This window comes from Pseudomonas sp. CF161 (assembly GCF_000416215.1).
Classification (GTDB): Bacteria; Pseudomonadota; Gammaproteobacteria; order Pseudomonadales; family Pseudomonadaceae; genus Aquipseudomonas.
This window is the reverse complement of the sequence record NZ_ATLP01000078.1, coordinates 13,160-35,194: the sequence shown is the minus strand read 5'-3', so window position 1 is coordinate 35,194 and position 22,035 is coordinate 13,160. Positions and strand designations below refer to the sequence as shown.

21 protein-coding genes and 3 pseudogenes are annotated in these 22,035 nt (G+C 63.4%); 7 read left to right on the top strand and 17 right to left on the bottom strand.

The genetic code is table 11. The features are described from left to right. The 6 genes and pseudogenes from CF161_RS14475 to CF161_RS14450 form a co-directional block, all read right to left on the bottom strand. A pseudogene (locus CF161_RS14475) lies at positions 1–216 on the bottom strand (AMP-binding protein); the annotation flags it as partial. After that, on the bottom strand, positions 213–758 hold the full coding sequence (locus CF161_RS14470) for a hypothetical protein (protein ID WP_020297334.1): 546 nt from the start codon (positions 756–758) through the stop codon (positions 213–215). The pseudogene CF161_RS14475 and the gene CF161_RS14470, both read right to left, overlap by 4 nt. Further along, the gene (locus tag CF161_RS14465; RefSeq protein WP_020297333.1) at positions 755–1,009 is read right to left on the bottom strand and encodes an acyl carrier protein; all 255 of its coding nucleotides are present in this window, start codon (positions 1,007–1,009) and stop codon (positions 755–757) included. The genes CF161_RS14470 and CF161_RS14465 overlap by 4 nt, the downstream gene beginning before the upstream one ends. Positions 1,010–1,018: 9 nt before the next feature. Further along, positions 1,019–1,291 (bottom strand): phosphopantetheine-binding protein, encoded by a 273-nt coding sequence (locus CF161_RS14460; RefSeq protein WP_020297332.1) that lies wholly within the window; start codon positions 1,289–1,291, stop codon positions 1,019–1,021. Continuing rightward, the gene (locus tag CF161_RS14455) at positions 1,260–2,081 is read right to left on the bottom strand and encodes a 1-acyl-sn-glycerol-3-phosphate acyltransferase (RefSeq protein ID WP_020297331.1); all 822 of its coding nucleotides are present in this window, start codon (positions 2,079–2,081) and stop codon (positions 1,260–1,262) included. The genes CF161_RS14460 and CF161_RS14455 overlap by 32 nt, the downstream gene beginning before the upstream one ends. Further along, positions 2,057–2,791, bottom strand: a complete 735-nt coding sequence (locus CF161_RS14450) for a beta-ketoacyl synthase chain length factor (RefSeq protein ID WP_020297330.1) — start codon at positions 2,789–2,791, stop codon at positions 2,057–2,059. The genes CF161_RS14455 and CF161_RS14450 overlap by 25 nt, the downstream gene beginning before the upstream one ends. A 346-nt stretch (positions 2,792–3,137) precedes the next feature. Between CF161_RS14450 and CF161_RS14445 the strand changes: the two genes are divergently transcribed. Beyond that, complete coding sequence (locus CF161_RS14445) at positions 3,138–3,908, top strand: ParA family protein (RefSeq protein WP_020297329.1); 771 nt, start codon at positions 3,138–3,140, stop codon at positions 3,906–3,908. A gap of 44 nt (positions 3,909–3,952) precedes the next feature. On the opposite strand, the gene trxC is transcribed toward CF161_RS14445, so the two are convergent. From trxC to CF161_RS14415, 6 genes are all read right to left on the bottom strand, one after another. Then, positions 3,953–4,387: a thioredoxin TrxC gene (gene trxC / locus CF161_RS14440; RefSeq protein ID WP_020297328.1), complete on the bottom strand. Its 435-nt coding sequence runs from the start codon at positions 4,385–4,387 to the stop codon at positions 3,953–3,955. A 76-nt stretch (positions 4,388–4,463) separates the two neighbouring features. Further along, on the bottom strand, positions 4,464–5,414 hold the full coding sequence (locus tag CF161_RS14435) for a hypothetical protein (protein WP_020297327.1): 951 nt from the start codon (positions 5,412–5,414) through the stop codon (positions 4,464–4,466). Between the two features lie 24 nt (positions 5,415–5,438). After that, complete coding sequence (locus CF161_RS14430) at positions 5,439–6,380, bottom strand: hypothetical protein (RefSeq protein WP_020297326.1); 942 nt, start codon at positions 6,378–6,380, stop codon at positions 5,439–5,441. Positions 6,381–6,461: 81 nt separating this feature from the next. Further along, a complete protein-coding gene (locus CF161_RS14425) occupies positions 6,462–6,902 on the bottom strand; it encodes a hypothetical protein (RefSeq protein WP_020297325.1) in 441 nt (146 codons plus the stop codon). A 111-nt stretch (positions 6,903–7,013) separates the two neighbouring features. Further along, positions 7,014–7,352: a hypothetical protein gene (locus CF161_RS14420; protein WP_020297324.1), complete on the bottom strand. Its 339-nt coding sequence runs from the start codon at positions 7,350–7,352 to the stop codon at positions 7,014–7,016. Between the two features lie 14 nt (positions 7,353–7,366). Beyond that, positions 7,367–7,750: an immunity 22 family protein gene (locus CF161_RS14415; protein WP_020297323.1), complete on the bottom strand. Its 384-nt coding sequence runs from the start codon at positions 7,748–7,750 to the stop codon at positions 7,367–7,369. A gap of 248 nt (positions 7,751–7,998) precedes the next feature. Between CF161_RS14415 and CF161_RS14410 the strand changes: the two are divergent. Then, positions 7,999–8,293: pseudogene (locus CF161_RS14410) on the top strand (type II toxin-antitoxin system HigB family toxin). Further along, positions 8,290–8,691: a type II toxin-antitoxin system HigA family antitoxin gene (locus tag CF161_RS14405; RefSeq protein WP_020297321.1), complete on the top strand. Its 402-nt coding sequence runs from the start codon at positions 8,290–8,292 to the stop codon at positions 8,689–8,691. Before CF161_RS14410 ends, CF161_RS14405 begins: the two are co-directional and overlap by 4 nt. Before the next feature lie 9 nt (positions 8,692–8,700). On the opposite strand, the gene selO is transcribed toward CF161_RS14405, so the two are convergent. The 4 genes from selO to CF161_RS14385 all read right to left on the bottom strand — a co-directional run bounded on the left by selO (position 8,701) and on the right by CF161_RS14385 (position 17,263). Then, entirely contained in the window at positions 8,701–10,164 is a 1,464-nt protein-coding gene (gene selO, locus CF161_RS14400) for a protein adenylyltransferase SelO (RefSeq protein WP_020297320.1), read from the bottom strand. 132 nt (positions 10,165–10,296) lie between these two features. Further along, positions 10,297–13,650: a mechanosensitive channel MscK gene (mscK, locus tag CF161_RS14395; RefSeq protein ID WP_020297319.1), complete on the bottom strand. Its 3,354-nt coding sequence runs from the start codon at positions 13,648–13,650 to the stop codon at positions 10,297–10,299. A gap of 85 nt (positions 13,651–13,735) precedes the next feature. Then, entirely contained in the window at positions 13,736–15,478 is a 1,743-nt protein-coding gene (locus CF161_RS14390) for a potassium/proton antiporter (protein WP_020297318.1), read from the bottom strand. A 159-nt stretch (positions 15,479–15,637) separates the two neighbouring features. After that, positions 15,638–17,263: a methyl-accepting chemotaxis protein gene (locus tag CF161_RS14385; protein ID WP_020297317.1), complete on the bottom strand. Its 1,626-nt coding sequence runs from the start codon at positions 17,261–17,263 to the stop codon at positions 15,638–15,640. 288 nt (positions 17,264–17,551) lie between these two features. On the opposite strand from CF161_RS14385, the gene CF161_RS14380 reads away from it, so the two are divergent. The 4 genes and pseudogenes from CF161_RS14380 to CF161_RS33645 all read left to right on the top strand — a co-directional run bounded on the left by CF161_RS14380 (position 17,552) and on the right by CF161_RS33645 (position 20,118). Continuing rightward, complete coding sequence (locus CF161_RS14380; RefSeq protein WP_020297316.1) at positions 17,552–17,782, top strand: hypothetical protein; 231 nt, start codon at positions 17,552–17,554, stop codon at positions 17,780–17,782. Further along, entirely contained in the window at positions 17,779–18,081 is a 303-nt protein-coding gene (locus CF161_RS14375) for a cell division protein ZapA (protein ID WP_020297315.1), read from the top strand. The genes CF161_RS14380 and CF161_RS14375 overlap by 4 nt, the downstream gene beginning before the upstream one ends. Before the next feature lie 99 nt (positions 18,082–18,180). Then, positions 18,181–19,251 (top strand): annotated as a pseudogene (locus CF161_RS33650) (cache domain-containing protein); the annotation flags it as partial. Between the two features lie 21 nt (positions 19,252–19,272). Continuing rightward, positions 19,273–20,118, top strand: coding sequence for a methyl-accepting chemotaxis protein (locus CF161_RS33645; protein WP_371106529.1), 846 nt, complete (start codon positions 19,273–19,275; stop codon positions 20,116–20,118). 51 nt (positions 20,119–20,169) lie between these two features. On the opposite strand, the gene CF161_RS14365 is transcribed toward CF161_RS33645, so the two are convergent. After that, entirely contained in the window at positions 20,170–21,972 is a 1,803-nt protein-coding gene (locus CF161_RS14365; RefSeq protein WP_020297313.1) for an acyl-CoA dehydrogenase, read from the bottom strand. Positions 21,973–22,035 lie beyond the last annotated feature (63 nt).

The window sequence follows — 22,035 nt, the reverse complement described above, 5'->3', positions numbered from 1 at the left end:
GCTGACCCCGGCTCGCCAGGCACCGAGCAGGGCGATGGCCAGTTGCGCGGCGTCTTCCAGGTGCAGGGCCATGCGTTGCACGCCCCGGGCCTGGAGCCCGGCGGCCAGGCGCAGCGCCTGGTCGTGCAGGGCGCTGTGGTCGAGTACCGGGTCGAAGGTCACCGTCCGCCCCGGGTGAGCCTTGAGCAGCAGGTGCTCAAGCTTGATCCAATTCATGCGCGGCCTCGTACGCGTTGTCGTAATAGCCATTCAATGGCAAACAGCAAGCCCATCAGCCCGTAGGCGATCAGGCCGTTGTACAACGTCCACCAGCTCAGCGGCGCCCAGAGGGTCAGGGCGGCGGCGAGCAATCCGTTACAGAGGAAAAACACACTCCAGGCCACGGTGACCTGGCGCGTGTAGCGAATCGCCTTGGGCGGCAGTTCCGGGTCGCGCAGGCGCGCCAGGCGCTCGGCCACGGGCGGGCCGTATTTCAGGCTCAGGCCGAACAGGCCGAGCATGAAACTGCTGATCAGCACCGGGTACCAGCGCAGCAATTGCGGGCTGTCGAACAGCGCCAGCAGCAGGCAGAACAGCATGGCCGCAGCTGCCATCCACAGGCTGCTGGCCCGCCGCTCGCCGGTCAGTGCGCGGGCCAGCCACAGGCCGCCCAGCAACAGGCCGAACTGCCACGGGGCGAAGTGCTCCATGCCGAAATACACCGCAAAGGGGTACAGCAAGCCCGCCAGCAGCAGGCCCAGGCCGATCAGACGGCTCATGCGGTCGGCTGGACCAGACGGTAGACCGCCTCGACCACGTCATTGACGGTGCGCACCGACTTGAATTCCTCGGCGGCGATTTTCTTGCCGGTCTGACGCTTGATGTGGTCGATCAGGTCGACCGCGTCGATGCTGTCGATTTCCAGGTCCTGGTACAGGTTGGACTCAAGGCTCACGCGCTCGGGTTCCAGCTCGAAGAGTTCGACCAGGGCATCGCGCAGGGTGTTGAAGATATCGTCACGAGTTTGCATGGTCCGGTCTCAAGCTGCCTGTTTTGCAGTGACGAAGGCCGCAAGGCTCGCCACGTTACTGAAGTGATTGCGCGTGTCCTTGGCGTCGGCGTCGATCTTGATGCCGTACTTCTTCTGGATCGCCAGGCCCAGTTCCAGGGCGTCTACCGAGTCCAGGCCCAGGCCGTCGCCGAAAAGGGTCTGCTCGTTGCCGATATCCTGTGCGCTGATGTCTTCGAGGCCCAGGGCGTCGATGATCAACAGCTTGATCTCAAGGGTTAAGTCCGGGTGCAGATTGCTCATCTGAGGCGAGCTCCTTAATGAAATAGTGATGCAAGTGGTCGTTGAGTTTGCGCGAGGCCTGGGGTGCGGGGCCTTGGGCGGCGAAGGTCTGTGGGTCTATATCGGCACCCACGCGAAAACTGAAGTGCACGCGACGTTGCGGGATGCGGTACCAGGGTTCGGCTTTGGTCAGGGTGGTCGGGCTGACCTTGATCACCACCGGGGTGAGGATTCTCGCACCCCGCAGGGCAATCGCCGCCCCGCCCCGATGAAAGGCCGGTGCCTGGCCCGGTACGGTGCGCGTGCCCTCGGGGAAAATGATCAGGGTCTGGCCGTCCTGCAGGGCCTGGCCGGCGGCATCGAGCATGTCCATGCTGCCGTCATTGCTGATATAGCCGGCTTCGCGCACCGGGCCGCGGGTGAAGGGGTTCTGCCACAGGCTCTGTTTGACCACGCAGTTGGCGTTGCGCACCAGGCCGATCAGAAACACCACGTCGATCAGCGACGGGTGGTTGGCGATGATCATCTGCCCCGGGCGGCCGAGTTTCTCCGCGCCCTGGACGTCATAGGTCAATACGCCGCAGCGGGCCATGAACCGGATAAACAGCCAGAACAGCCGGCTGATGGTCGCGCGGGCCCGACGCTGGTGCGCCTCGGGGGTGCCCGGCAGGCAGCTCAATAGCGGAAAGATCACCAGGCGCAGGCACAAACTACCTAGACCGAACAGCGTAAAGCTCGCTGCCGTGGCCATCAGGCGCCAATAGTAGGCATCGCGCGGCTTCGCGCTTACCGGTTGCGTTGCCAGGTCCATACACGATTCTTCCAGGCATGTTGGCAGGTGGCCTGCGGGGTAAGCAGGGTACGCAACAGATTCAGGGCATGGGGCCACTGGGCGCGCGGGCTGTCTTCAGGCGCGCTACCAGCGCCGGCGCTGCCGAGGGACAACTGCCAGTCGTCGCCCGGGGTCAGCAGCAGGCCGAGTGCATAAGGAAAGGGCACGTCGTCGATCCATTCGGCATAGGCCTGTGGCGGCTGCTCTTCGGTGATCAGCAGCAACACCGCCGGGGCGCCTTCGGCGAGCAGCGCGGCGGCTTCGAGCATGCCGTGTTCCAGGCCGTCGCCGGCGGCGGCCAGGGCGGTCATTTCGCTGGTTTCGCCACGCATGATCGACCACAGGCCGATCACCGCGTTATGCACCGACAGGCTGAACTGGGTCGGCGACAGCGGCTGGCCGGCGGCCAGGTCGCTGAGAATGTCCAGGGTGCGTGGGGTTTCGCCGTGGCGTGAAACAAACACCAGGGGCAAGTGTTCCAGGCCTTCGGCCAAAGGCCAGCCAACACTGAAGGCCATTCGTGCCAGGCGGCTCAAGCGTCGGCGTTGCATGGCGGGCAGGAAGGACACGTCGGGGGCGGCATCGCTGCTGGCAAGCACGGTCGGTTGGTGGCACCAGGCCTGCCAATCGTCCACGCTTTCGAGCCCAGGGGCCCATGCGCGCCATTGAGCGATGTTGAACTTGATCACTGGTTTTCATCCCGCCCCTGCGGGCTTCCTTGACGCGGTGTGTCGCGTTGATAGCGAACCGACTCTACGTGGCGCTATGGCCGAGTGGCGCGCATTATCCCGGTGCGGCTGGCTTGTAGCAAATATTGGTTACATTTGCTTGAAGAAATAGGACGCTTCCCAAGCGGCGATGCCATTTTGGCATCATTTGCCCCCCGGGATCATGCAGCCCATCGGTAATACAGGGGCGTGGGATGATATTTTTCGCTGCTGGCCGGGTTCGTGTGCGAGAGGCGCGCCAACGAGGTAGCTAAGCGGCAACCAGGGCTACTACACTCGCTGATCTTTGATACACGGAGGTTTTGACATGCGGCGTGTGGTGTTCAATCAGAAAGGTGGCGTGGGCAAGTCGAGTATTGCCTGCAATCTGGCGGCGGTCAGCGCCAGCGAGGGTTATCGCACCTTGTTGGTGGATCTGGATGCCCAGGCCAACTCCACCCAGTACCTCACCGGGCTGACCGGCAACGACATCCCCATGGGCATTGCCGATTTCTTCAAGCAGACCCTGTCGTCCGGGCCGTTTTCGAAGAAAAACCAGGTGGATATCTACGAAACCCCGTTCGACAACCTGCACGTGGTCACCGCCACCGCCGAGCTGGCCGACCTGCAGCCCAAGCTCGAGGCCAAACACAAGATCAACAAGCTGCGCAAATTGCTCGACGAGCTGTCCGAAGATTACGACCGGATCTACCTCGACACCCCGCCGGCCCTGAATTTTTATGCGGTGTCCGCATTGATTGCCGCTGATCGGGTGCTGATCCCCTTCGATTGCGACAGCTTCTCACGCCAGGCGCTGTACGGCCTGCTGGCAGAAATCGAAGAATTGAAGGAAGACCACAACGAAGACCTGCAAGTGGAAGGCATCGTGGTCAATCAGTTCCAGGCCCGGGCCAGCCTGCCGCAGCAGATCCTCGACGAGTTGATAGCCGAAGGCCTGCCGGTGTTGCCGGTGTACCTGGCCAGCTCGGTGCGCATGCGTGAATCGCACCAGGCCAATATGCCGCTGATCCACCTCGACCCACGGCACAAGCTGACCCAGCAGTTTGTCGAGCTGCACAATCTGCTGGAAAACGCCTGAATCCAGAGTGAGGGGGCAAGCCCCTCATTGGCCGGCGCAGGGCTTCAGATGCCCTGGCTGCGCAACCAGCCCAGCAGTTGCGGCAACGGCAGGGCGCCGCTCTGGCGGGCGACTTCCCGGCCGTTCTTGAACAGGATCAGGCTGGGAATCGATCGAATCCCCAATTGCCCCGACAACTGCTGATTGCTTTCGCTGTCGAGTTTGGCCAGCCGGCATTTGCCCTTGAGCTGGGCCGCCGCCTGTTCGAACACCGGGGCGAAGGATGTGCACGGCCCGCACCACTGTGCCCAGACATCCACCAGCAACGGCAGGTCGCCCTTGATCTGGCTGGCGTAATCGCCCTGGGTCAGTTCAAAGGGTTTGCCCAGCAACACCTCGGCCTTGCAGCGCCCGCACTTGGGCAGGTCGCCCAGGCGCTCGCCGGGGATGCGGTTGAGGCCGTTGCAATGGGGGCAGGGGATCAGCAGTGGCTCGGACATGGTTGGGCTCCGCAAGCAGGGTAGAGCGCCTTAAATGGCGGCGCCCGGGGTGAATATCAAGTCGGCGTCGCCGGGCTCACGGGCCGGCCGGGGCCTGTTCGACGCTGACCAGGCGGTCCATGGAACGGCCGATGTAAAAGGTAAAGGGCCGGCCCAGGGCCATGGCCATGCTCTGGCAGCGGCCCATGAAACCTATATTTTGCAGGGGGGATATCTCCCCGTCCTCGTGGTGCTGCAGGCCCAGGGAGCCGACATTGAACCCGACCCGGTCGGCCCGGCGATCAGGGCGCGTGCCCCAGGAGGTCTTGATCGCACCCAGTGTGATGCGGTTGTCGAACAGCTGCTGGTTGAGCGTGGGGTTGACGAAGGTGATGTTGCCGAACAGGTACTGCGCGGGCGCGTGCTTGTCGTCTTTCCACTGCAGGTACAGGTTGTAATCGCCTTTTCCGGTCCCGGCCTTGCTGCCCATCTGGCTGAACGGCATGCCCGGTGGCCGGACAGCGGCCTGGTATTGGCAAAACGCCTCGTTGGGGGTGCCGCTGGCTGCGAGTTTGCCGGTGGCCAATTCCTCTGCCGAGAACTGAAACATGACGTCGGCGAACTTCACCGGTTCCAGGGGCAGCGGGAAGCGGCGCGGCAGGTCCATGGCCTTTTTGCGGTAGTCAGCGCTGGTGTATTTCCCAGTCTCCGGGGCGATCTCCAGCACCGCTTCGAAGGTGCCGGCTGCACGGGCCTGGACGATCTCGGCGAACAGTTCCCGCAGGCGCTGGCGCTGGGCCTCGGGCACGCTGCTGTCGAGTTGGATATGCAGGGTCTTGTCGTCCTGGCGGTCCATCTCCAGGCCGATGTCACCGGCCTCGATGCCGACCTCGGCGGCCATCCGGGTGATGGTCTCCTCAAAGTACGGCACGATTCTGGCCTGCCTGGGGTTACCCACCTCTTCCTGGAAATGCAGGGTGAGGTAGGTCTGCTTGCAGCCGGTCAGCAGCATCAGCAGCAGGGCGGTCACGCAGAGGCGTCGGTTCAATGGGGATCCTTGTCGCGCGAGTGGTTACAGGTAATCGACCCGGCTCAAGCGATCCAGGGTCCGGCCCATCTGAAACGTAAACGGCCGGCCCAGGGCCTGCATCTTTTGATCGCACAGCGCTTGCAGCTCATCCTTGCGGGTGTCGAACGGCTGGGCGCTGGTGAGCTTCTGCACGCCGATGGAGCCGATGCGGATGGCGAATTCGTCGAAGGGAACGGGCGCGGGCCGGGTGATTTTCGAGCTCGATGGCCAGATCTGGACGTTTTTCTGTTGAAGGTGCCGGTTCAGGTCCGGGTCATCGAAATGCACCCTGAGCGGCACCTTGGCGATGCTGCTGCGGATCATCAATGAGATCAGGCCGGGCTCCCTGAGGTCGTCCTCGAGGGCTTCGTAGGCGATCAATTGCAAGCGCTCGGGCATTTTCAGGTGGGCGGTGATCTTGCAAGTGACCGGGCCTTCGATTTCGCTCTCGCTGACGATGGCGCTCATGGTGTCCTCATAGCTGCGGGCCAGCAGCATTTCGAACGTCGGGTCGAACTCCAGGCTGGCGTCGATGCTGTCCGGCAGCCCGCTGGAGCCGGACGGGGTGACGCTGGCATGGGCGTTATCCAGGTCCAGGCGCAGGTTCATCGAGCTGGCCTTTCGCGCGTTGGTGATCCCCTCGAAGAGGGACCTGAGGCGGCCTCGTTGTTCCGGGCTCAGGGAGCGGTCCGTCAGGCGCAGGTGGATCACCTTGTCATCCTCCGCGTCGCGCTCCAGGGCGATGGCATCCGGGTCCAGGCCCTGGGCGCTGAGCGCGGTGTAAATGCTCTGTTTGTACGCCTCGTGCACCAATTGGTCGGAGAATTGCGGGCCGGCCTTGGGGTCGGAACGCACCGAGTCCTGGAAGTGCAGGGTCGCGAAGTCTTCCTTGCACCCGGTCAATGAGAGCAGCAGTGGCAACAGCAGCAGGCAGCAACGTTTCATGATGGGCTCGTGCAGAGGGTCAGCGGGGGCAGGGCTCGCAGCGGGGCGAGCCGGAGAAGGTGCGCACAGGCGGCCGGCGCGTCACTGCGCCAGGCGGCGACCATTGAGGCCGATGACCACGGCGAATTTTTTGGCGATGACCACCTCGGCCAGGTTGCTGGCGGCCAGGAAAGTCTGCATCGGGTAGGGGAATTCCACGGGGATTTCACCGATCGACACGTGTTGCAGTGCTTGTGCCGGCAGCTCGATCCCGTCGCTCGCCGCGCCGCCGCGAATCAGGTAGACGTTGTCGCTGACAGGCTCGTAGGACATGCCGCCACTGCCCTGGACGCGTTGCAGGCTGGCGGTCTGCTCGGCCAGCACATCCAGTTCGGCCTGGGTGATGGTGCGATGAGGTTTGCCGTGCAGGCGCAGGTCCTGCAGGTTCATGCGGTACTTGGCGCGGCGGCTCAGGTAGATGACGGCCGACACCAGGCTGATAACACCAAAAACCAGGGTGACCAGGTTGAGGAACAGACTCATGCGCATCCTTGCAGGTAGTGGAAATGAGGGCTGCGCATTATCCGCATCCGTTGCCGGTGGGTCCATGCTCCAGCCCGGGGTTGGCCACTTTTTTGCGCGGCAGGCCAGGCCTTAATCGAAGCTCATGAAGCAGTCGCGCTCGGCGTAGTACTCGATGGCCGCCAGCAGCTCGGTGTTGCTCACCGTCGGCTTGTGGTGCAGGGCGCTCATGACCACGTCTTCGAGCAGTTCGTCGCTGAACCAGAATTCCAGGCCGTTCTGGATGACGTACGGCGGGTAGATCTCTTCGTCGTCATCGGTGATCAGGGAAAACGCCTCGATCACGCAGGGCGTGTGCAAGGTCAGAGGGGTGTCTTGCGGCGCGCCGTAGACGCAGAACGGCAGGGTTTTTTCCTGTTGGCGCAGAAGCTCGATCACGTCGCCAAAGGCCAGGTGCTGCTGGTAGTGCATAAAACCTCCGCCGGTCATTCGCGGTAGCTGACGCTGGCGATGTAGTGAACCATCACGCCGCGGATGCTGGCGGTCGTTGGGGTGCCGGTGAAGCGGTGGTCGTAGGCCAGCACCAGTTGATTGAACGGCTGCGGGGTTTGCCCCAAGCCTTGCTCGGTGAGGCTGTCGCAGATGCTGGCGGCGTACGAAAAATCTTCAAGGGCGGTGAGCAGCGAGCAGCCCTCCTCGACTCGCGCAACTTCCAGCAGGTCGTCGTCGAGGCGCACGCCAAAAGCCCGAGAGAACTCCGAACCCTGGCTATCGCCGTCTTCGGTGTAGCTGGGGCAGGTCAGGTGGTGCAGCGTGTCCTCGCTCCAGTCAGCGTGGGTCGCCCAGATCGAGACGGTTTTTTCCGGCATTTGCGGTTCCTTGGCAAGCGCTCGGCATGGGGGCTCAAGCGTGCTCGGTAAAAGTGTTGCGGACTTTACCAGACGCCAGAGTGCCCTGGAGTTTGTTGCAATCGCTCACACGCTGCGCGGCCGGCAGGCGCCTTGGCTGTCCAGGCTTGGAGCTACGCGAGCACCGTTGGTCTGACGGCGGATATAGCATCTTGAGATATCCGATGCTCGCGTCTAGCTTCCATAGCACTATGCGATAGGGACATTGCATGCGAATCATCACGATCAAACGAATCTGGGAAGCCAAGGCGCGCTGGCCGCAGTCGGCCAATGCGCTGGATACGTGGTATCGACGGCTCAAGGGCAGCAAACCGGTGGATTTCGCCGCCATGCGTGTCCTTTGTCCGGCGGTGGACAAAGTGGGTCCGCTGCATGTGTTCGATATCGGTGGTAACAAAGTGCGGCTGATTGCAGTGGTGCGCTATACCACGCAGAAGCTGTACATCCGTCATGTGTTGGATCACCGCGACTGATCGCGGCCAATGGAGGGAGGAACGAGGATGAGTGTGTTGGTCGAGCAGGCTGCCGAGCATTGGCAGTATGTGGCGCCCCTGGTGTGCAAACCCAGGACCGAGGCGGATTACGACAGGTTGGTCGCGGCGCTCGATGAGTTGCTGGACCTGACCGGAGATGACGAGGCGCATCCGCTCAACAGCCTGGTGGACATCATCGGCGACTGGATCGAGGCCTACGACGAAGAACATCGGCCCATGCCGCAGGTCAGTGGGGTCAAGATGCTGGCGTCCCTGATGCGCGAGCACGGCCTGACCCAGAGCGACCTGCCCGGGGTGGGCGCGCAGTCGGTGGTGTCGGAGGTACTCAGTGGCAAGCGCCAGCTCAACCTGCGGCAGGTCCGCTGGCTGGCCGAGCGCTTTGGCATCTCGGCCGAAGTGTTCATCTGAGGGCGCGACTCAGGAAGAACAACTGATCTCCAGGTGCTTGCCCCACTCCGGGGGCCGCTCGGCATAGGCCTGCATGCCAGGCTGCTCCTCGAACGGCTGGCTCAATACGCTGTGCAGGCGGCGCACTTCGCTGTAGTCGCCGCTCTCCGCGGCATCGATGGCCTTTTGCGCCAGATAGTTGCGCAGGATGTACAGCGGGTTGACCCCGTGCATCCGCGCCCGGCGCTGGGCCTGGGGTTCCTGCGGCTCGCGGGCGACCCGGGCCATGTAGCGCTCGGCCCAGGCGTCGAACCCCTTGATGTCGACAAAGTCGTCCCGCAGGCGGGCCACGGCCAGCTCGGCAGACTCATCCCCCAGGCGGCGGAAGAACAGGGTGTAGTCGACGCTGCTGCCCTGCATCAGTTGCAGTAGTTGCTCCAGCAACTTCTGGTCCTCGTCCTCGGCGGTGGTCAGGCCCAGGCGCCGGCGCATCAGGTCCAGGTACTGCGCCTGGTACAGCGGCAGGAACAGGCCGAGGGTTTCGCGCAGCGCCTCGACGCTGATAAAGGGAGTCAGGGCCTGGGCCAGTGCGCTGAGGTTCCATTGGCCGATCGGTACCTGGTTGCTGAAGGAATAGCGGCCCTGGTCGTCGGAATGGTTGCAGATGAAGTGGGCGTCGAAATCGTCGAGAAAGGCGAAAGGGCCGAAGTCGAAGGTGATGCCCAGGATCGACATGTTGTCGGTGTTCATCACCCCGTGGCAGAAGCCATAGGCCTGCCACTTGGCGATCAGTTCGGCGTTGCGCTCGACGATCTCGCGAAACATCGCCAGGTACGGCTCGGGCTGCTCGAGGCACTCGGGGAAGTGCATGGCCAGCACGTGTTCGCCGAGCTGTTTTTGCTGCTCGGGTTTTTTCGTGTAGTAGAAATACTCGAAGTGGCCAAAGCGGATATGGCTCGGCGCCATGCGCAGCACCATCGCCGCCCGCTCCTGCTTCTCGCGCCAGACCGGGGTGTCGGAGCCGATCACGCACAGCGCCCGTGAACTGGGGATGCCCAGGGCATGCAGCGCCTCGGAGGCGAGGAATTCGCGGATCGACGAACGCAGCACCGCGCGGCCATCGCCCATGCGCGAGTAGGGGGTTTGCCCGGCGCCCTTGAGGTGCAGGTCCCAGTGCTCGCCGGCGGCGTTGTACACCTCGCCCAGCAGCAGGCCGCGGCCGTCGCCGAGTTGCGGGTTGTAGGAGCCGAACTGATGCCCGGAATACACCATCGCCCGAGGCTCGGCCTCGGCCCACAGTTTGTGCCCGCCAAACAGCTCGGCGAACACCGGGGTCTCGGCCAGCGCCGGGTCCAGGTCCAGCAGGGCCATGGCGGCATCGCTTGCCACCACCAGGCGCGGGTTGTCGATGGGGTCGGGCAGGACGTGGGTTGAGAAGGCGTCGCCCAGGCGGGCGAAGCGATTGTCGAAGGTCAGTTCGTCGAGGGCTTTCAACGGCCATCTCCTGGGGTCTGTTGCCGTTTGGGGACGAGCCGCGTTGCTGGGCCAAACGGAAAGGCGCGGCCTGTCACCAAGCGGCAACAGGCCCTCGCAAAATGTCCGAGCATTCTGCTCGGGATAGGGCGCCTAGTCGAGTTTGCTCGGCGGCGGCTCTTGCAGCGGCTTGCCTTCGGGCAGCGGGACGATGGTCTTGGTCTCCGGCTCGATGGGCACCATTTTGTACTCCTGGCCGTGGAGGTTTTTCAGGTAGACCTCCATCTGCCGGAACGAAATGTTGATGTGCTGCTTCTTGAACTCGCGGTTGATAAAGCGGTTGACCTCATCCACCACCGGGTTGCGGTCACCCAGCTCGCGCACGTGCATGCGCAGCTCGTGGTCCAGGGTGCTCTCGCCGAAGTTGAGGAAGTACACGTGGGGCTCGGGCTCCTTGAGCACCCGCGGGTTCTCCCGCGCGGCCTTGAGCAGCAGCTCTTTCACCAGGTCCAGGTCCGAACCGTAGTCGACGCCGAGCTTGAGGGTGACCCGGGTGATGGTATCGGTCAGCGACCAGTTGATCAGTTGCCCGGTGATAAAGGTCTGGTTGGGGACAATGATGTCCTTGCGGTCGAAGTCGGTGATGGTGGTGGCACGGATGCGGATTTTGCTCACCGTGCCCGACAGGTTGCCGATGGTGATGGTGTCGCCGATCCGCACCGGGCGCTCGAATAGGATGATGATGCCGGAGATGAAGTTGGCGAAGATCGCCTGCATGCCAAAACCCAGTCCCACGGACAAGGCCGCTACCAGCCACTGCAACTTGTCCCAGCTGACCCCGAGGGTCGAGAGGGTGGCGACGAAACCGACCCCGGCAATGGCGTAGGACAGCAGGGTGGTGGTGGCGTAGGCGCTGCCCTGGGCCAGGTCCAGCTTGGACAGCACCAGCACCTCCAGCAGCCCCGGCAAGTTGCGCGCCAGGGCGAAGGTGATGCCGATAATGATCAGCGCGCCGAGCATGTCGCCGATGCTGATCGGCACCATGCTCATGTTGGCGCCGGTGCCGCTGGTGTATTCGTAGAGGGTGACGTTGTCCAGGTAGGAGAACACGGTGATCAGGTCCGACCAGACCCAGTACAGCGCCGCCATAAAGCCGCCGAGCAAGGCCAGGCGGATCAGGCGCAGGGATTGTTCGTTGACCTTTTCGATATCCAGGGGCGGCTCTTCGACCATTGCATCGCCGCTTTCTCCGGCTTCCTTGGCGGCCTGGCGCTTGCTCAGGGCACGCTGGTAGGCCAGGCGCCGCGCCGCGACGCTGAGGCCGCGCACGAAGGTGGCTTCGATCACCAGCCAGAACATCAGCAGGTACAGGGTATTGATCAGGCGGTCGCTGAGTTTCAGCGCGGTGTAGTAGTAGCCGAAGCACACCGCGATGAACAAGGCGATCGGCAACGCCGTGAACAGCACCCCCACCGCCTTGCGAAACAGCGAGGCGTTCTGGTGGGTCGGACTGCTCAGCAGCAGGCGGCTGAGCAGCCAGGCCATCAGCGCGTAACAGGTCAGGACCACGGCGATCCCGAGCACGTCATCGGCCAGGGCCGCCGGTTGATGCTCGGCCACCGCCACCACGGCCACCAGTGCCAGCACCACCAGGCCCAGGCGCCGGACCCAGCCCTGGAGGAATTCGACCTGGGGTTTCTCCCAACGGAAATGCAGTTCGGCCACGCCGCCCGGCGCGAGGATGCGATAGGCGGTGTAGAACACCAGCCAGGCCTGGGCCGTCTGCAACAGCGCGGCGCCGAGGTTGGCGTTCTGCCCCCGGGCGTCGATCTGCAGGGCATAGCCGCACAGTGCCAGGGCCAGGGTCACCGGCATCGCCAGGAGGATATTGACCAGGATCGCCAGCGGTGTGTGCCACTGGCTGTCGCGCTTGAAGTGGCCGATGTCCTGGTGAACCTTGTTCAGCCGCGAATACAGGTTCTTGCGGCGCCACAGCAGGGCCCCGATCAACAGCAGCAGCGGCAGGAACAGCAGCGGGCGCTGGGCCAGGCCGTCGGTCAGCTCGCTCAGGCTCGAGGCCCAGGGCAGGGTGGTGATCTGTTTCTGCAGGCGCTGCGGCACGCCTTCCAGCCATTCCAGGTCCAGCGGCTTGTTGCTGGGGATCCAGAACATCTGCTCGTCGAGGGTCGCCCGCAGGTTTTGCGAGGTGCTCAGCAGTTGCTTCTGGTTCAGTTGCAGGGTGATGGATTCGTTGAGCAGCGCGCTCAGTTCGCGGTTCAGCCGCTCCAGCAGGTCGGCGCGGGTGATCGCCAGGTCGAGCAGGGTCCGGCGCAATTGCGGCGTGACCTGCTCGGACGGCTGGGTGGCCAGCAGGTTGTCGACGTAGGTGCTGGGGCTGCTGATCAGCTCGCGCTGCTGGTTGACTTCGAACTGGTACAGGCGGATGTCGGCGATCTGGTCGGCCAGGTCGCGGTCCAGGCGCAGGCGCGGCAGTGCCTGTTTCTGCTTATAGAGGATCTTCGACAGCAGCAGGCTGCCCTTGAGCACGCTGATCTGCTCGTCCAGGGCGGCGTCGCTCTGGGTCACGCTGTCCAGTTGCTGCTTGGTTTCCAGGTTCTGCTGGGTCAGTTCGTTGAGACGGTCGGTGCTTTTGAGCAGGTAGTCGGAGAGCTTGAGGTTGGCCGCGCTTTCGCTGGCCAGCAGGCTGCTGCTGCCGGCCTTTTGCGCTTCGATGGACTGCTGGGTGACGGTCTGCTGCGACTGGGCCAGGCGCTTCTGGTTGATCAGGGTCTGCAGGTCCTGGATTTCCTGTTCCAGGCGCGCGGTTTTTTCCATCAGCAGGTCATGCTGGCTGTTGCCCAGGTCCTGCAACTGGCTGTTGCCCGCCAGTTCCTGGCGCCGCAGGGGGATCAAGGCATTGATCGCCGCCAGTTCGGCATTCAACAGGTTGCGCTGGTCGGCGCTGAGCAGCTTGCCGTTGTCGCGGCCGGACTTGAGGGTCAGGTTGATCTGCTGGGTGCGGGTCTGGCTGCTGCTGATTTCCGCCTGGGCGCGCTCCGGACGGGTTTGCGCGGTGATGGTCAGGCTGTTGGCATCGGCCAGGGCTTTTTGCAGGTCGCTCTGCTGGGTGGTGCGTTCGGTGAGCAGTTGCTCGAGCTGCGACACCGGTGCGCTGGCATAGCGTTGCGCCACCGGCACCACCTTGGTGGCTTTGAGGCGAGCCAGTTCACGCTGGTTTTCCGTAGTCTGGCGCGGCGCGTTGGCCAGTTGCTGCTTGAGGTCGTTCAGCCGCTGTTCGTAGTCCTGCTTGTTGCTCAACTGGGTCAGGGTGTTTTGCAGCACCGTCTGCAAGGCTTTCTGGTCGGCCTCGGGCAGTTTGCGGTCAGCGATTTTGTCCAGGCTCTGCTGGACCGCTTCGGCGCTGGGCGGTTCGGCAGCCTGGGCGGCGCTTACGGAAAAACACAAGCCCAGCAGGGCAATGGCGAGAAAAGTGCGCAGGGTTGGCATAGAGACCGGTCAAGCAAGTGGAAAAAGGGTCGGGTGCGTCAAAGCTGGTATCAGGTTGATACTAAACCGCAACGCGCCCTGGAGTTTAGAGGAAGAGACCGGGACCCGGGCGACTTCCTTCGGGGAATCTGACGCCCACTTTGCTGATCTTGTTCCCGTCCATCACTGCAACAGTCCAGATGGTGCTGTTCCACTCCACCTGGTCGCCCACCACCGGTGCGCCGCCGACCTTCTGGGTGATGAAGCGGCTAAGTGGCATGTCGCTATCAAGGCCGTCCAGCTTAAGCCCGTACAGCGCCGAAACCGCGCCCAGCTGGGCGTCTCCTTCCAGCACGAAGTCACCGAAGAAGCGCAGATCCAGGCCACGCTGCGGGGCCTGGCTGAAGAGTTTGCCGAGGGCCGACAGGTTGTGTTCATGGCCGATCACGCACAGCAAATCATCGGCTTCGAGCACCGTACTACCCGACGGATGGAGCAGTTCCTGGCCACGGAACAGGGCCGCGATCCGCGTGCCCTCGGGCATTTTCAGCTCGCGCAGGGCGGCGCCGATGCACCATTTCTCCGCGCCCAGGCGGTAAACGAACAGCTCCCACTCGCTGGTGACGTGGACTTCCAGTGCGGCCCGGGAAATCGGTGCCGGCTCCGGCGGCACCGTGACCTTCAGCAGCTTGGCGACCCAGGGCAGGCTGGTGCCCTGGACCAGCAACGACACCAGGACGATAAAGAACGCCAGGTTGAAGTACAGCTGGGCGTGGGGCAGCCCGGCCATCAGCGGGAACACCGCGAGAATGATCGGCACCGCGCCGCGCAGGCCGACCCAGGAGATAAAGGCTTTTTCCCGGCCATGGAAGGCCTTGAATGGCAGCAGGCCGACCATCACCGACAGCGGCCGGGCAAACAGGATCATCCACAGCGCCAGGCCCAGGGCCGGCAGGGCGATGGGCAGCAGGTCGTGGGGGGTGACCAGCAGCCCGAGCACCAGGAACATGCCGATCTGCGCCAGCCAGGCCATGCCGTCGAGCATGTGCAGGATGCCGTGGCGGCTGCGCACCGGGCGATTGCCGATCACCAGGCCACACAGGTACACCGCGAGGAAACCGCTGCCATGCAGGGCGTTGGTCAGGGCGAACACCAGCAGGCCGCCGCTGATCACCAGGATCGGGTACAGGCCGTTGGCCAGATGGATGCGGTTGACCATTTGCAGCATCACCCAGCCACCACCCAGGCCGATCACGCCGCCGATGCCGAACTCGCGCAGCAGGTGCCCGAGCAGGCTCCAGTGCAGGCCGGTCTGGCCGCTGGCGAGCATGTCGATCAGGGTCACGGTGAGGAACACCGCCATCGGGTCGTTGCTGCCGGATTCGATCTCCAGGCTCGCGGTCACCCGTTCGTTCAGGCCCTTGCCGCCCAGCAGGGAAAACACCGCCGCGGCGTCCGTGGAGCCGACGATGGCGCCGATCAACAGGCCCTGGATCAGGTTGAGGTCAAATAGCCAGGCTGCGGCCATGCCGGTCAGCCCGGTCGTGATCAGCACCCCGACCGTGGCCAGGGACAACGCCGGCCACAACGCCACGCGAAAGCTCGAGACCCGAGTACGCAGGCCGCCGTCGAGCAGGATCACGGCCAGGGCCAGGTTGCCCACCAGGTAGGCGGTTGGGTAATTGTCGAAGACGATGCCGCCGCCATCGACGCCGGCGGTCATGCCCACGGCCAGGATGATCACCAGGATCGGGATGCCCAGGCGGGACGAAAGTGAACTGACTAAAATGCTTGCACCTACCAGCAACGCGCCGATCAAGAACAGGCTGTTGATGGTCGTCGCATTCAAAGGCAGTACTCCAGGAGCGAAAAGGCGGGCACAAACCGGGCATGCAGTCTGCGTGCCAGCGATTCTAACCTGTTGAAATACGGTGATGTCAAAAAGCTTTTTATCGCGGCACGTCGGGGGCTGGGGTGCCCCGCATCGGCGGGGAACCCGGAGGGCAAACTACAATTGAAAGCGTGTTACCAGGTTACTCATGCCGACCGCCAGGCGCGACAGTTCCTGGGCGGCTGAACTGGTCTGGTCGGCTCCCGTCGAGGACTGAATCGACAGGTCGCGAATGTTCACCAGGTTGCGATCCACCTCGCGAGCCACGCTCGCCTGTTCTTCGGTGGCGCTGGCGATGACCAGGTTGCGTTCGTTGATTTCGGTGATCGCACTATTAATAGTGCTCAGCGCCTTATCGGCGCCCCGGGCGATGCTCAGGGTCGATTCGGCGCGCTCGGTGCTGTGGCGCATGGAGCTTACGGCCTCTTCGGTGCCGCTCTGGATGCTGGCGATCATGTGCTCGATTTCGCTGGTCGATTGCTGGGTGCGATGGGCCAGGGCCCGCACCTCGTCGGCCACCACCGCAAACCCGCGTCCGGCATCGCCGGCCCGGGCGGCCTCGATCGCGGCATTCAGGGCCAGCAGGTTGGTCTGGTCGGCCAGGCCGCGAATCACATCCAGGACCTTGCCGATATCCCGCGATTCATTGGCCAGGTTGCCGATCAGGGTGGCGGAGCCTTGCACGTCCAGGGTCATGCGCTCGATGGCGCCCAGGGTTTCCTGGACGATATCGCGCCCCTCGCCCGCTGAAGAGGTGGCGTTCAGCGAGGCCTCACAGGTGCTGGCGGCATTGCGCGCGACTTCCTCCACGGCGCTGGTCATCTCGTTGACCGCGGTCGCGGCCTGCTCGATTTCATTGTTCTGCTTGGTCAGGCCGAGCGCGCTCTCCTCGGTCACGTTATTGAGCTCCTCGGCGGCGGACGCCAGTTGCGCGGATGAGCCGGAAATTTCCTGCAGGGTTTCCCGCAGTTTTCTCTGCATGGTGGCCATGGCTTGCAGCAAGCGGGCTGCTTCATCCGTGCCTGCGACGTGCACCACTTGGGTCAGGTTGCCTTCGGCGATGGCCTCGGCGGTGCGCAGGGCGCTGGCAATGGGCTCGGTAATGCTGCGAATCAGCATCCAGGCAAAGCCGGCGGTCAGCACGCTGGAGAAAATCAGCAGGCCGACCACCAGGTTGACGGCCGTCGAGTACTGCTGCGTGGCTTGTTTGTTGGTGTTCACGCTTTGCTCGATATTGAACTCGATCATCTGGTTCAGCAGTTCGTTGATGGCGTCGGAGTTGGTCTTCATCTCGCCATTGATCAGCGTGCGCAGCTCTTGGGTCTGACCGTTGCGCGACAAACTCAACATGCGTTGTTCAAACTGCTGAAATTTCGCCTGCAGGCTCTTGAACTTGGCATACCCCTCGCGCTCCTGAGGGCTGCTGATGGAGTTCTCGTAGGCGGGGCGCACGGCTTCCATCTGCTGGGTGCTGTTTGCCAGCTCATCGAGGGTCTCCTTCTGGTGCTCGGGTTCCTGGTCGAGCAGAAAGCGGTAGGACAACATGCGCTGGCGCAGGGTCTGTTCGTTGAATTCGCCGAGACCGATCAGGCTGGGAATGTTGTCGCGAGAGATGTCTTCAGCCGCGCCGCGGATCTGGTGCATCTGGATCAGGGCAAAGATGCCCAGGGCCAGCATCAGGCAGCCGATCAGGGCGAAGCCAAGGAACGCCCGTGGGCCGATGTTGATATTTCGCAAAGACATGGTGCCTACCTCACTCAGGAGGCGCGTTATGCGCGCCGGGTTTTTGTTTTTGTACGCAAGTCCAAAAACTATCGGGTTGGCCCATCAAAGCTTGATGCGTCCCGCGCACTTTCAGAAATATCCTACGAGGTGACGAGGCGTCAGGAACAACAGGGGCAAAACACAGTCTTTAACACTCGCCGGAAGGGTCAGAGCCAGGTTTATCAAGGCGTTGCGCCGGATAGCCCTGGCATCCGTGGTGACTTTTCTTTATCGTACGCGCCCTTTGAAAATGCTCGGAAAATCAAAATGTTGGAAGCATCCCTAAGCCAATTGGAACAGCTGGTCAGCGACCTGGTGCAACAGAACCAGGAACTGCTCGGCACGAACGAAACCCTGAAGAGCGAACTGGCTCAGGCCAAGGATGAAAACGAAAGCCTGCAACTGAGCCTGATGGAGCAGGAAGAGAAACAAGGCGCGACCGCCGCCCGTATCCAGGCCCTGGTCGAGCGCGTCAGCGCCGGTCCCGTTGGCGCATGATGCACGGCGCCGAAGGGGTAAAAGTCGTCTCGATTCTCGGTGAAACCTATTCGATCAAGGCGCCGGCCGGGGAAGAGCAGACCCTGCTGGACGCAGCCCTGATGTTGAAAGCCGCGTTGGCTGACACCAAGAAGAAATACCCATCGTTGATTGGCGACCGGTTGTTGGTGCTGGCGGCGATGAATCTGTGTTCGCAGCAGATCGAGATGCAAAAGCGCCACCAGCAGGAACTCAACCGTTACCAAGAGCAAGTCAGCGCCACGGTTGACGTCATCGCCAAGACCATCAACCAGGGTTGATGGGTTTGAGTACAACCAAAGAATAGATTGTCGATTAAGTTGTATACAATCGGCACGGCTGTTGCAGTGTTTCAGCCTCTTATTCTTTGGGGGTGCTCCATGCAGTTCTGGCGACGCAGTATTCAATGGCAACTGATTCTGGGCATGGGCACTGCCCTGCTGGTCAGTGTTCTGATCGTGGTTGGCCTCTATACCCTGGTGGTCAACCGCCTGGCCCAGAGCTACCTGCTGGAGCAGGCACTGCCGTCGAGCATCGAAGCGATGCGCAACGATATCGAACGGATTCTGGTGCAGCCGCTGACGGCGGCGAAGGACATCGCCGGCAACACAATGGTGCGTGATTGGCTGGCGGGGGGCGAAAACGTTGCTCAAACCGACAGCTTCGTCAGCTACCTGGAAGGTATCCGCGCCGAGCACCAGGCCTTCACCGCCCTGATCGCGGGCACCGCCAGCCACCACTACTACAACGAAAAAGGCCTGGACCGCACCCTCAGTCGGTCCAACCCCGCCGATTCCTGGTTCTACTCCTTCATCGACGGCGATTCGCCGCGCCTGCTCAATATCGACAACGACACCAGCACCGGCGAGCTGGCGCTGTTCATCGACCTCAAGGTGCGCCAGGCCGGCAAGGTGGTGGGCGTGGCCGGGCTGGGCCTGAGCATGCGCGAGCTGTCGGAGCTGATTCACAACTTCAGTTTTGGCGAGCGCGGCAAGGTGTTGCTGGTGCGAGATGACGGCCTGATCCAGGTTCACCCCGAGGCCCGGTTCAGCGGCAAACGCCAGTTGGCGCAGCAGATCGGCGAAGACGCGGCCAAGGCGGTGATGGGCCATCAAGGCCTGTCCAGCAGCCCCTTCGTCCGTGATGGCGAGGACTACCTGGCCTTCAGCCTGCCCCTGCGCGACCTGGGCTGGACCCTGGTGGCCGAAGTGCCCCGGGCGCAGATCTACGCCGAGGCCTGGCGTGCCCTGTGGCTGACCAGCGGCATCGGTTTGGCCGTGGCCCTGGCCTGCCTGTTATTGGTGGTGCTGCTGGCGCGTGGGCTGGTGCGGCCGATCCGCCAGGTAACAGCGGCGCTGGTAGCGATTGGTAGCGGTGGTGGCGATTTGACCCATCGCCTGGATGCCAGTCGTGCCGATGAGCTGGGGGACCTGGCCCGGGGCTTCAATCGTTTTCTGCAAAGCCAGCGCGACATGATCGGCGAAGTCCTGGCCACCAGCGAGCGCCTGCGTGCGGCCGTGGGCCAGGTGGCGCAGGTGGTGGATAACACCGCCCGGCGTTCCGGCCGCCAGCAGGAGATGACCGACATGGTGGCCACCGCCGTCCACGAAATGGGCCTGACCGTGCAGGACATCGCGCAGAACGCCGGCAACGCCGCGCTCGCCTCGCAGTCGGCACGGGACGAGGCGCTGCAGGCCCGGGATGTGGTGGGGGGATCGATCCGGCATATCCAGAGCCTGTCCGATGAGGTGGGGGTTGCCGCCGAGGCGGTGAGCGAACTGGCGACCCAGGTGGCTTCCATCGATCAGGTGCTGGCGGTGATTCGCAGTATTTCCGAACAGACCAACCTGCTGGCCCTGAACGCCGCCATCGAAGCGGCCCGGGCCGGTGACATGGGCCGTGGTTTCGCGGTGGTGGCCGATGAAGTGCGAACCCTGGCGCGGCGGACCCAGGCTTCCACCGATGAGATCCAGCACATGATCCAGCGCCTCAAGCAGGGCGCGGAGAACGCCGTGTCCTCCATGCACTCCGGGCAGGCGGCCACCGGCACCGGGGTCGAGTCGAGCCAGCGCACCGGGGCTTCCCTGACCGCGATTACCGGCCAGGTCGAGCGCATCAGTGACATGAACCATCAGGTGGCGACGGCCACCGAGGAACAGTCGGCGGTGACCGAGGAAATCAATCGCAATGTGCAGGGCATCTCCGACCTGGCGCGGGCCACGGCCAGTGAAGCGCAGGCCTGCCGCGAGGACTGCCAGACCCTGCAGCGCCTGGCGGATGACCTGGCGCGGCAGGTGGGAGGGTTCAAACTGGGGTGATCGAGTGCGCCAGGCTCAATGCCTCAGAGTCGGCGCCTCAGAGCCCGTACCTCAGAACCAGGCGTCCTGCATGGCCAGGCAGGTGTCATCCCGGGCTTCGAGCAGGGCCAGTTCATGATGGCAACCTGGTACTTCCCAGGTCAGGAAGTACCGCGCCGCCTGCAATTTGCCCTGGTAGAAATCACTGTCCGCCGGGTTGCCCTTGGCCAGCCCTTGTTCGGCGTGGATCGCCTGTTCCAGCCAGCGCCAGCCAATCACCGTGTGGCCGAAGGCTTTGAGGTACAGCGCCGAGTTGGCCAGGCTGCTGTTGACCCGGCCCTGGGCCAGGTCGCCGAGCAGGCCCAGGGTCACGCTTTGCAGGCGCGCCACCAGTTGCTCCAGGGGCTGGCGCAAGCGCGTCAGTGATTCATGGGCCTGGGCCCGTTCTGTGGTCTGGGCGATCAGGCGGATCAGCTGCTTCAGGCCGGCGCCGCCGTTCTGCGCCAGCTTGCGCCCCAGCAGGTCGAGGGACTGGATGCCGTGGGTGCCTTCGTGGATCGGGTTCAGGCGGTTGTCGCGGTAGTACTGCTCCACCGGGTATTCGCGGGTGTAGCCATGGCCGCCGAGGATCTGGATCGCCAGCTCATTGGCCTTGAGGCAAAACTCCGAGGGCCAGGATTTGACGATCGGCGTCAGCAGGTCCAGCAGTTCGTGGGCCTGCCTGCGTTCGGCCTCGCTGCCCAGGGTGGTGGTGTCATCGAACAGCCGCGCGGCGTACAGGCCCAGGTCGAACGCGCCTTCCACATAGGCCCTCTGGGTCAGCAGCATGCGCTTGACGTCGGCGTGCTGGATGATCGACACCGGTGCGGTGTTCGGGTCCTTGCTGTCCGGCAGGCGGCCCTGTGGTCGTTCGCGGGCGTACTCCAGGGAGTACAGGTAACCGGCATACCCGAGCATCACCGCGCCCATGCCGACGCCGATCCGGGCCTCGTTCATCATCTGGAACATATAGCTCAGGCCTTGGTGCGGCTTGCCCACCAGGTAGCCGACGCAGGCGCCGTTATCGCCGAAGTTCAGCGCGGTGGAGGTGGTGCCACGCCAGCCCATCTTGTGGAACAGCCCGGCCAGCAGCACGTCGTTGCGCGGGCCGAGGCTGCCGTCATCGTTGACCAGGAACTTGGGCACGATAAACAGCGAAATGCCCTTCACCCCGGCCGGTGCATCCGGCAGCTTGGCCAGGACCATGTGCACGATGTTTTCCGACAGCGGGTGATCGCCGCCGGAAATAAAGATCTTGTTGCCCTTGAGCCGGTAGCTGCCATCGGCCGCCGGTTCGGCGCGGGTGCGGATGTCCGACAGCGAAGAGCCGGCGTGGGGTTCGGTGAGGGCCATGGTGCCGAAGAAGCGGCCGTCGATCATCGGTTGCAGGAAGCGTTGCTTCTGCTCCTCGGTGCCGAAGCTCTCGATCAGGTTGGCCGCGCCCATGGTCAGGAACGGATAAGAGGTCGAGGCCGCGTTGGCCGCCTGGAAATGCGCAAAGCAGGCCTGGGACAGCAAGGTCGGCAGCTGCATGCCGCCAGCCTCGAAACTGCGGGCAGCATTGAGAAAGCCGGCCTCGAGGAAGGCATCGACGGCGGGTTTGACCTCGGGAATCAGAATCGCGGCGCCGTTCTCATAGCGCGGTTCGTTCTCGTCACCCTTGCGGTTGTGCGGGGCGAAGAACTTCTCGGCAATGCTGCGGGCGGTGCCAATGGCGGCATCGAACGTTTCGCGATTGTGTTCGGCAAACCGCTCGCGCTGGGTCAGGCCCTCGGCATCGAGGACTTCATACAGCTCGAAAGCCAGATTGCGGGAACTGAGCAGCGTCTCGGACATGGCGGCCTACCTGTAGAAAAGTATGCCGCGAGTGTAGGAAGGCTTATAAAAAGGGGGAAGGAA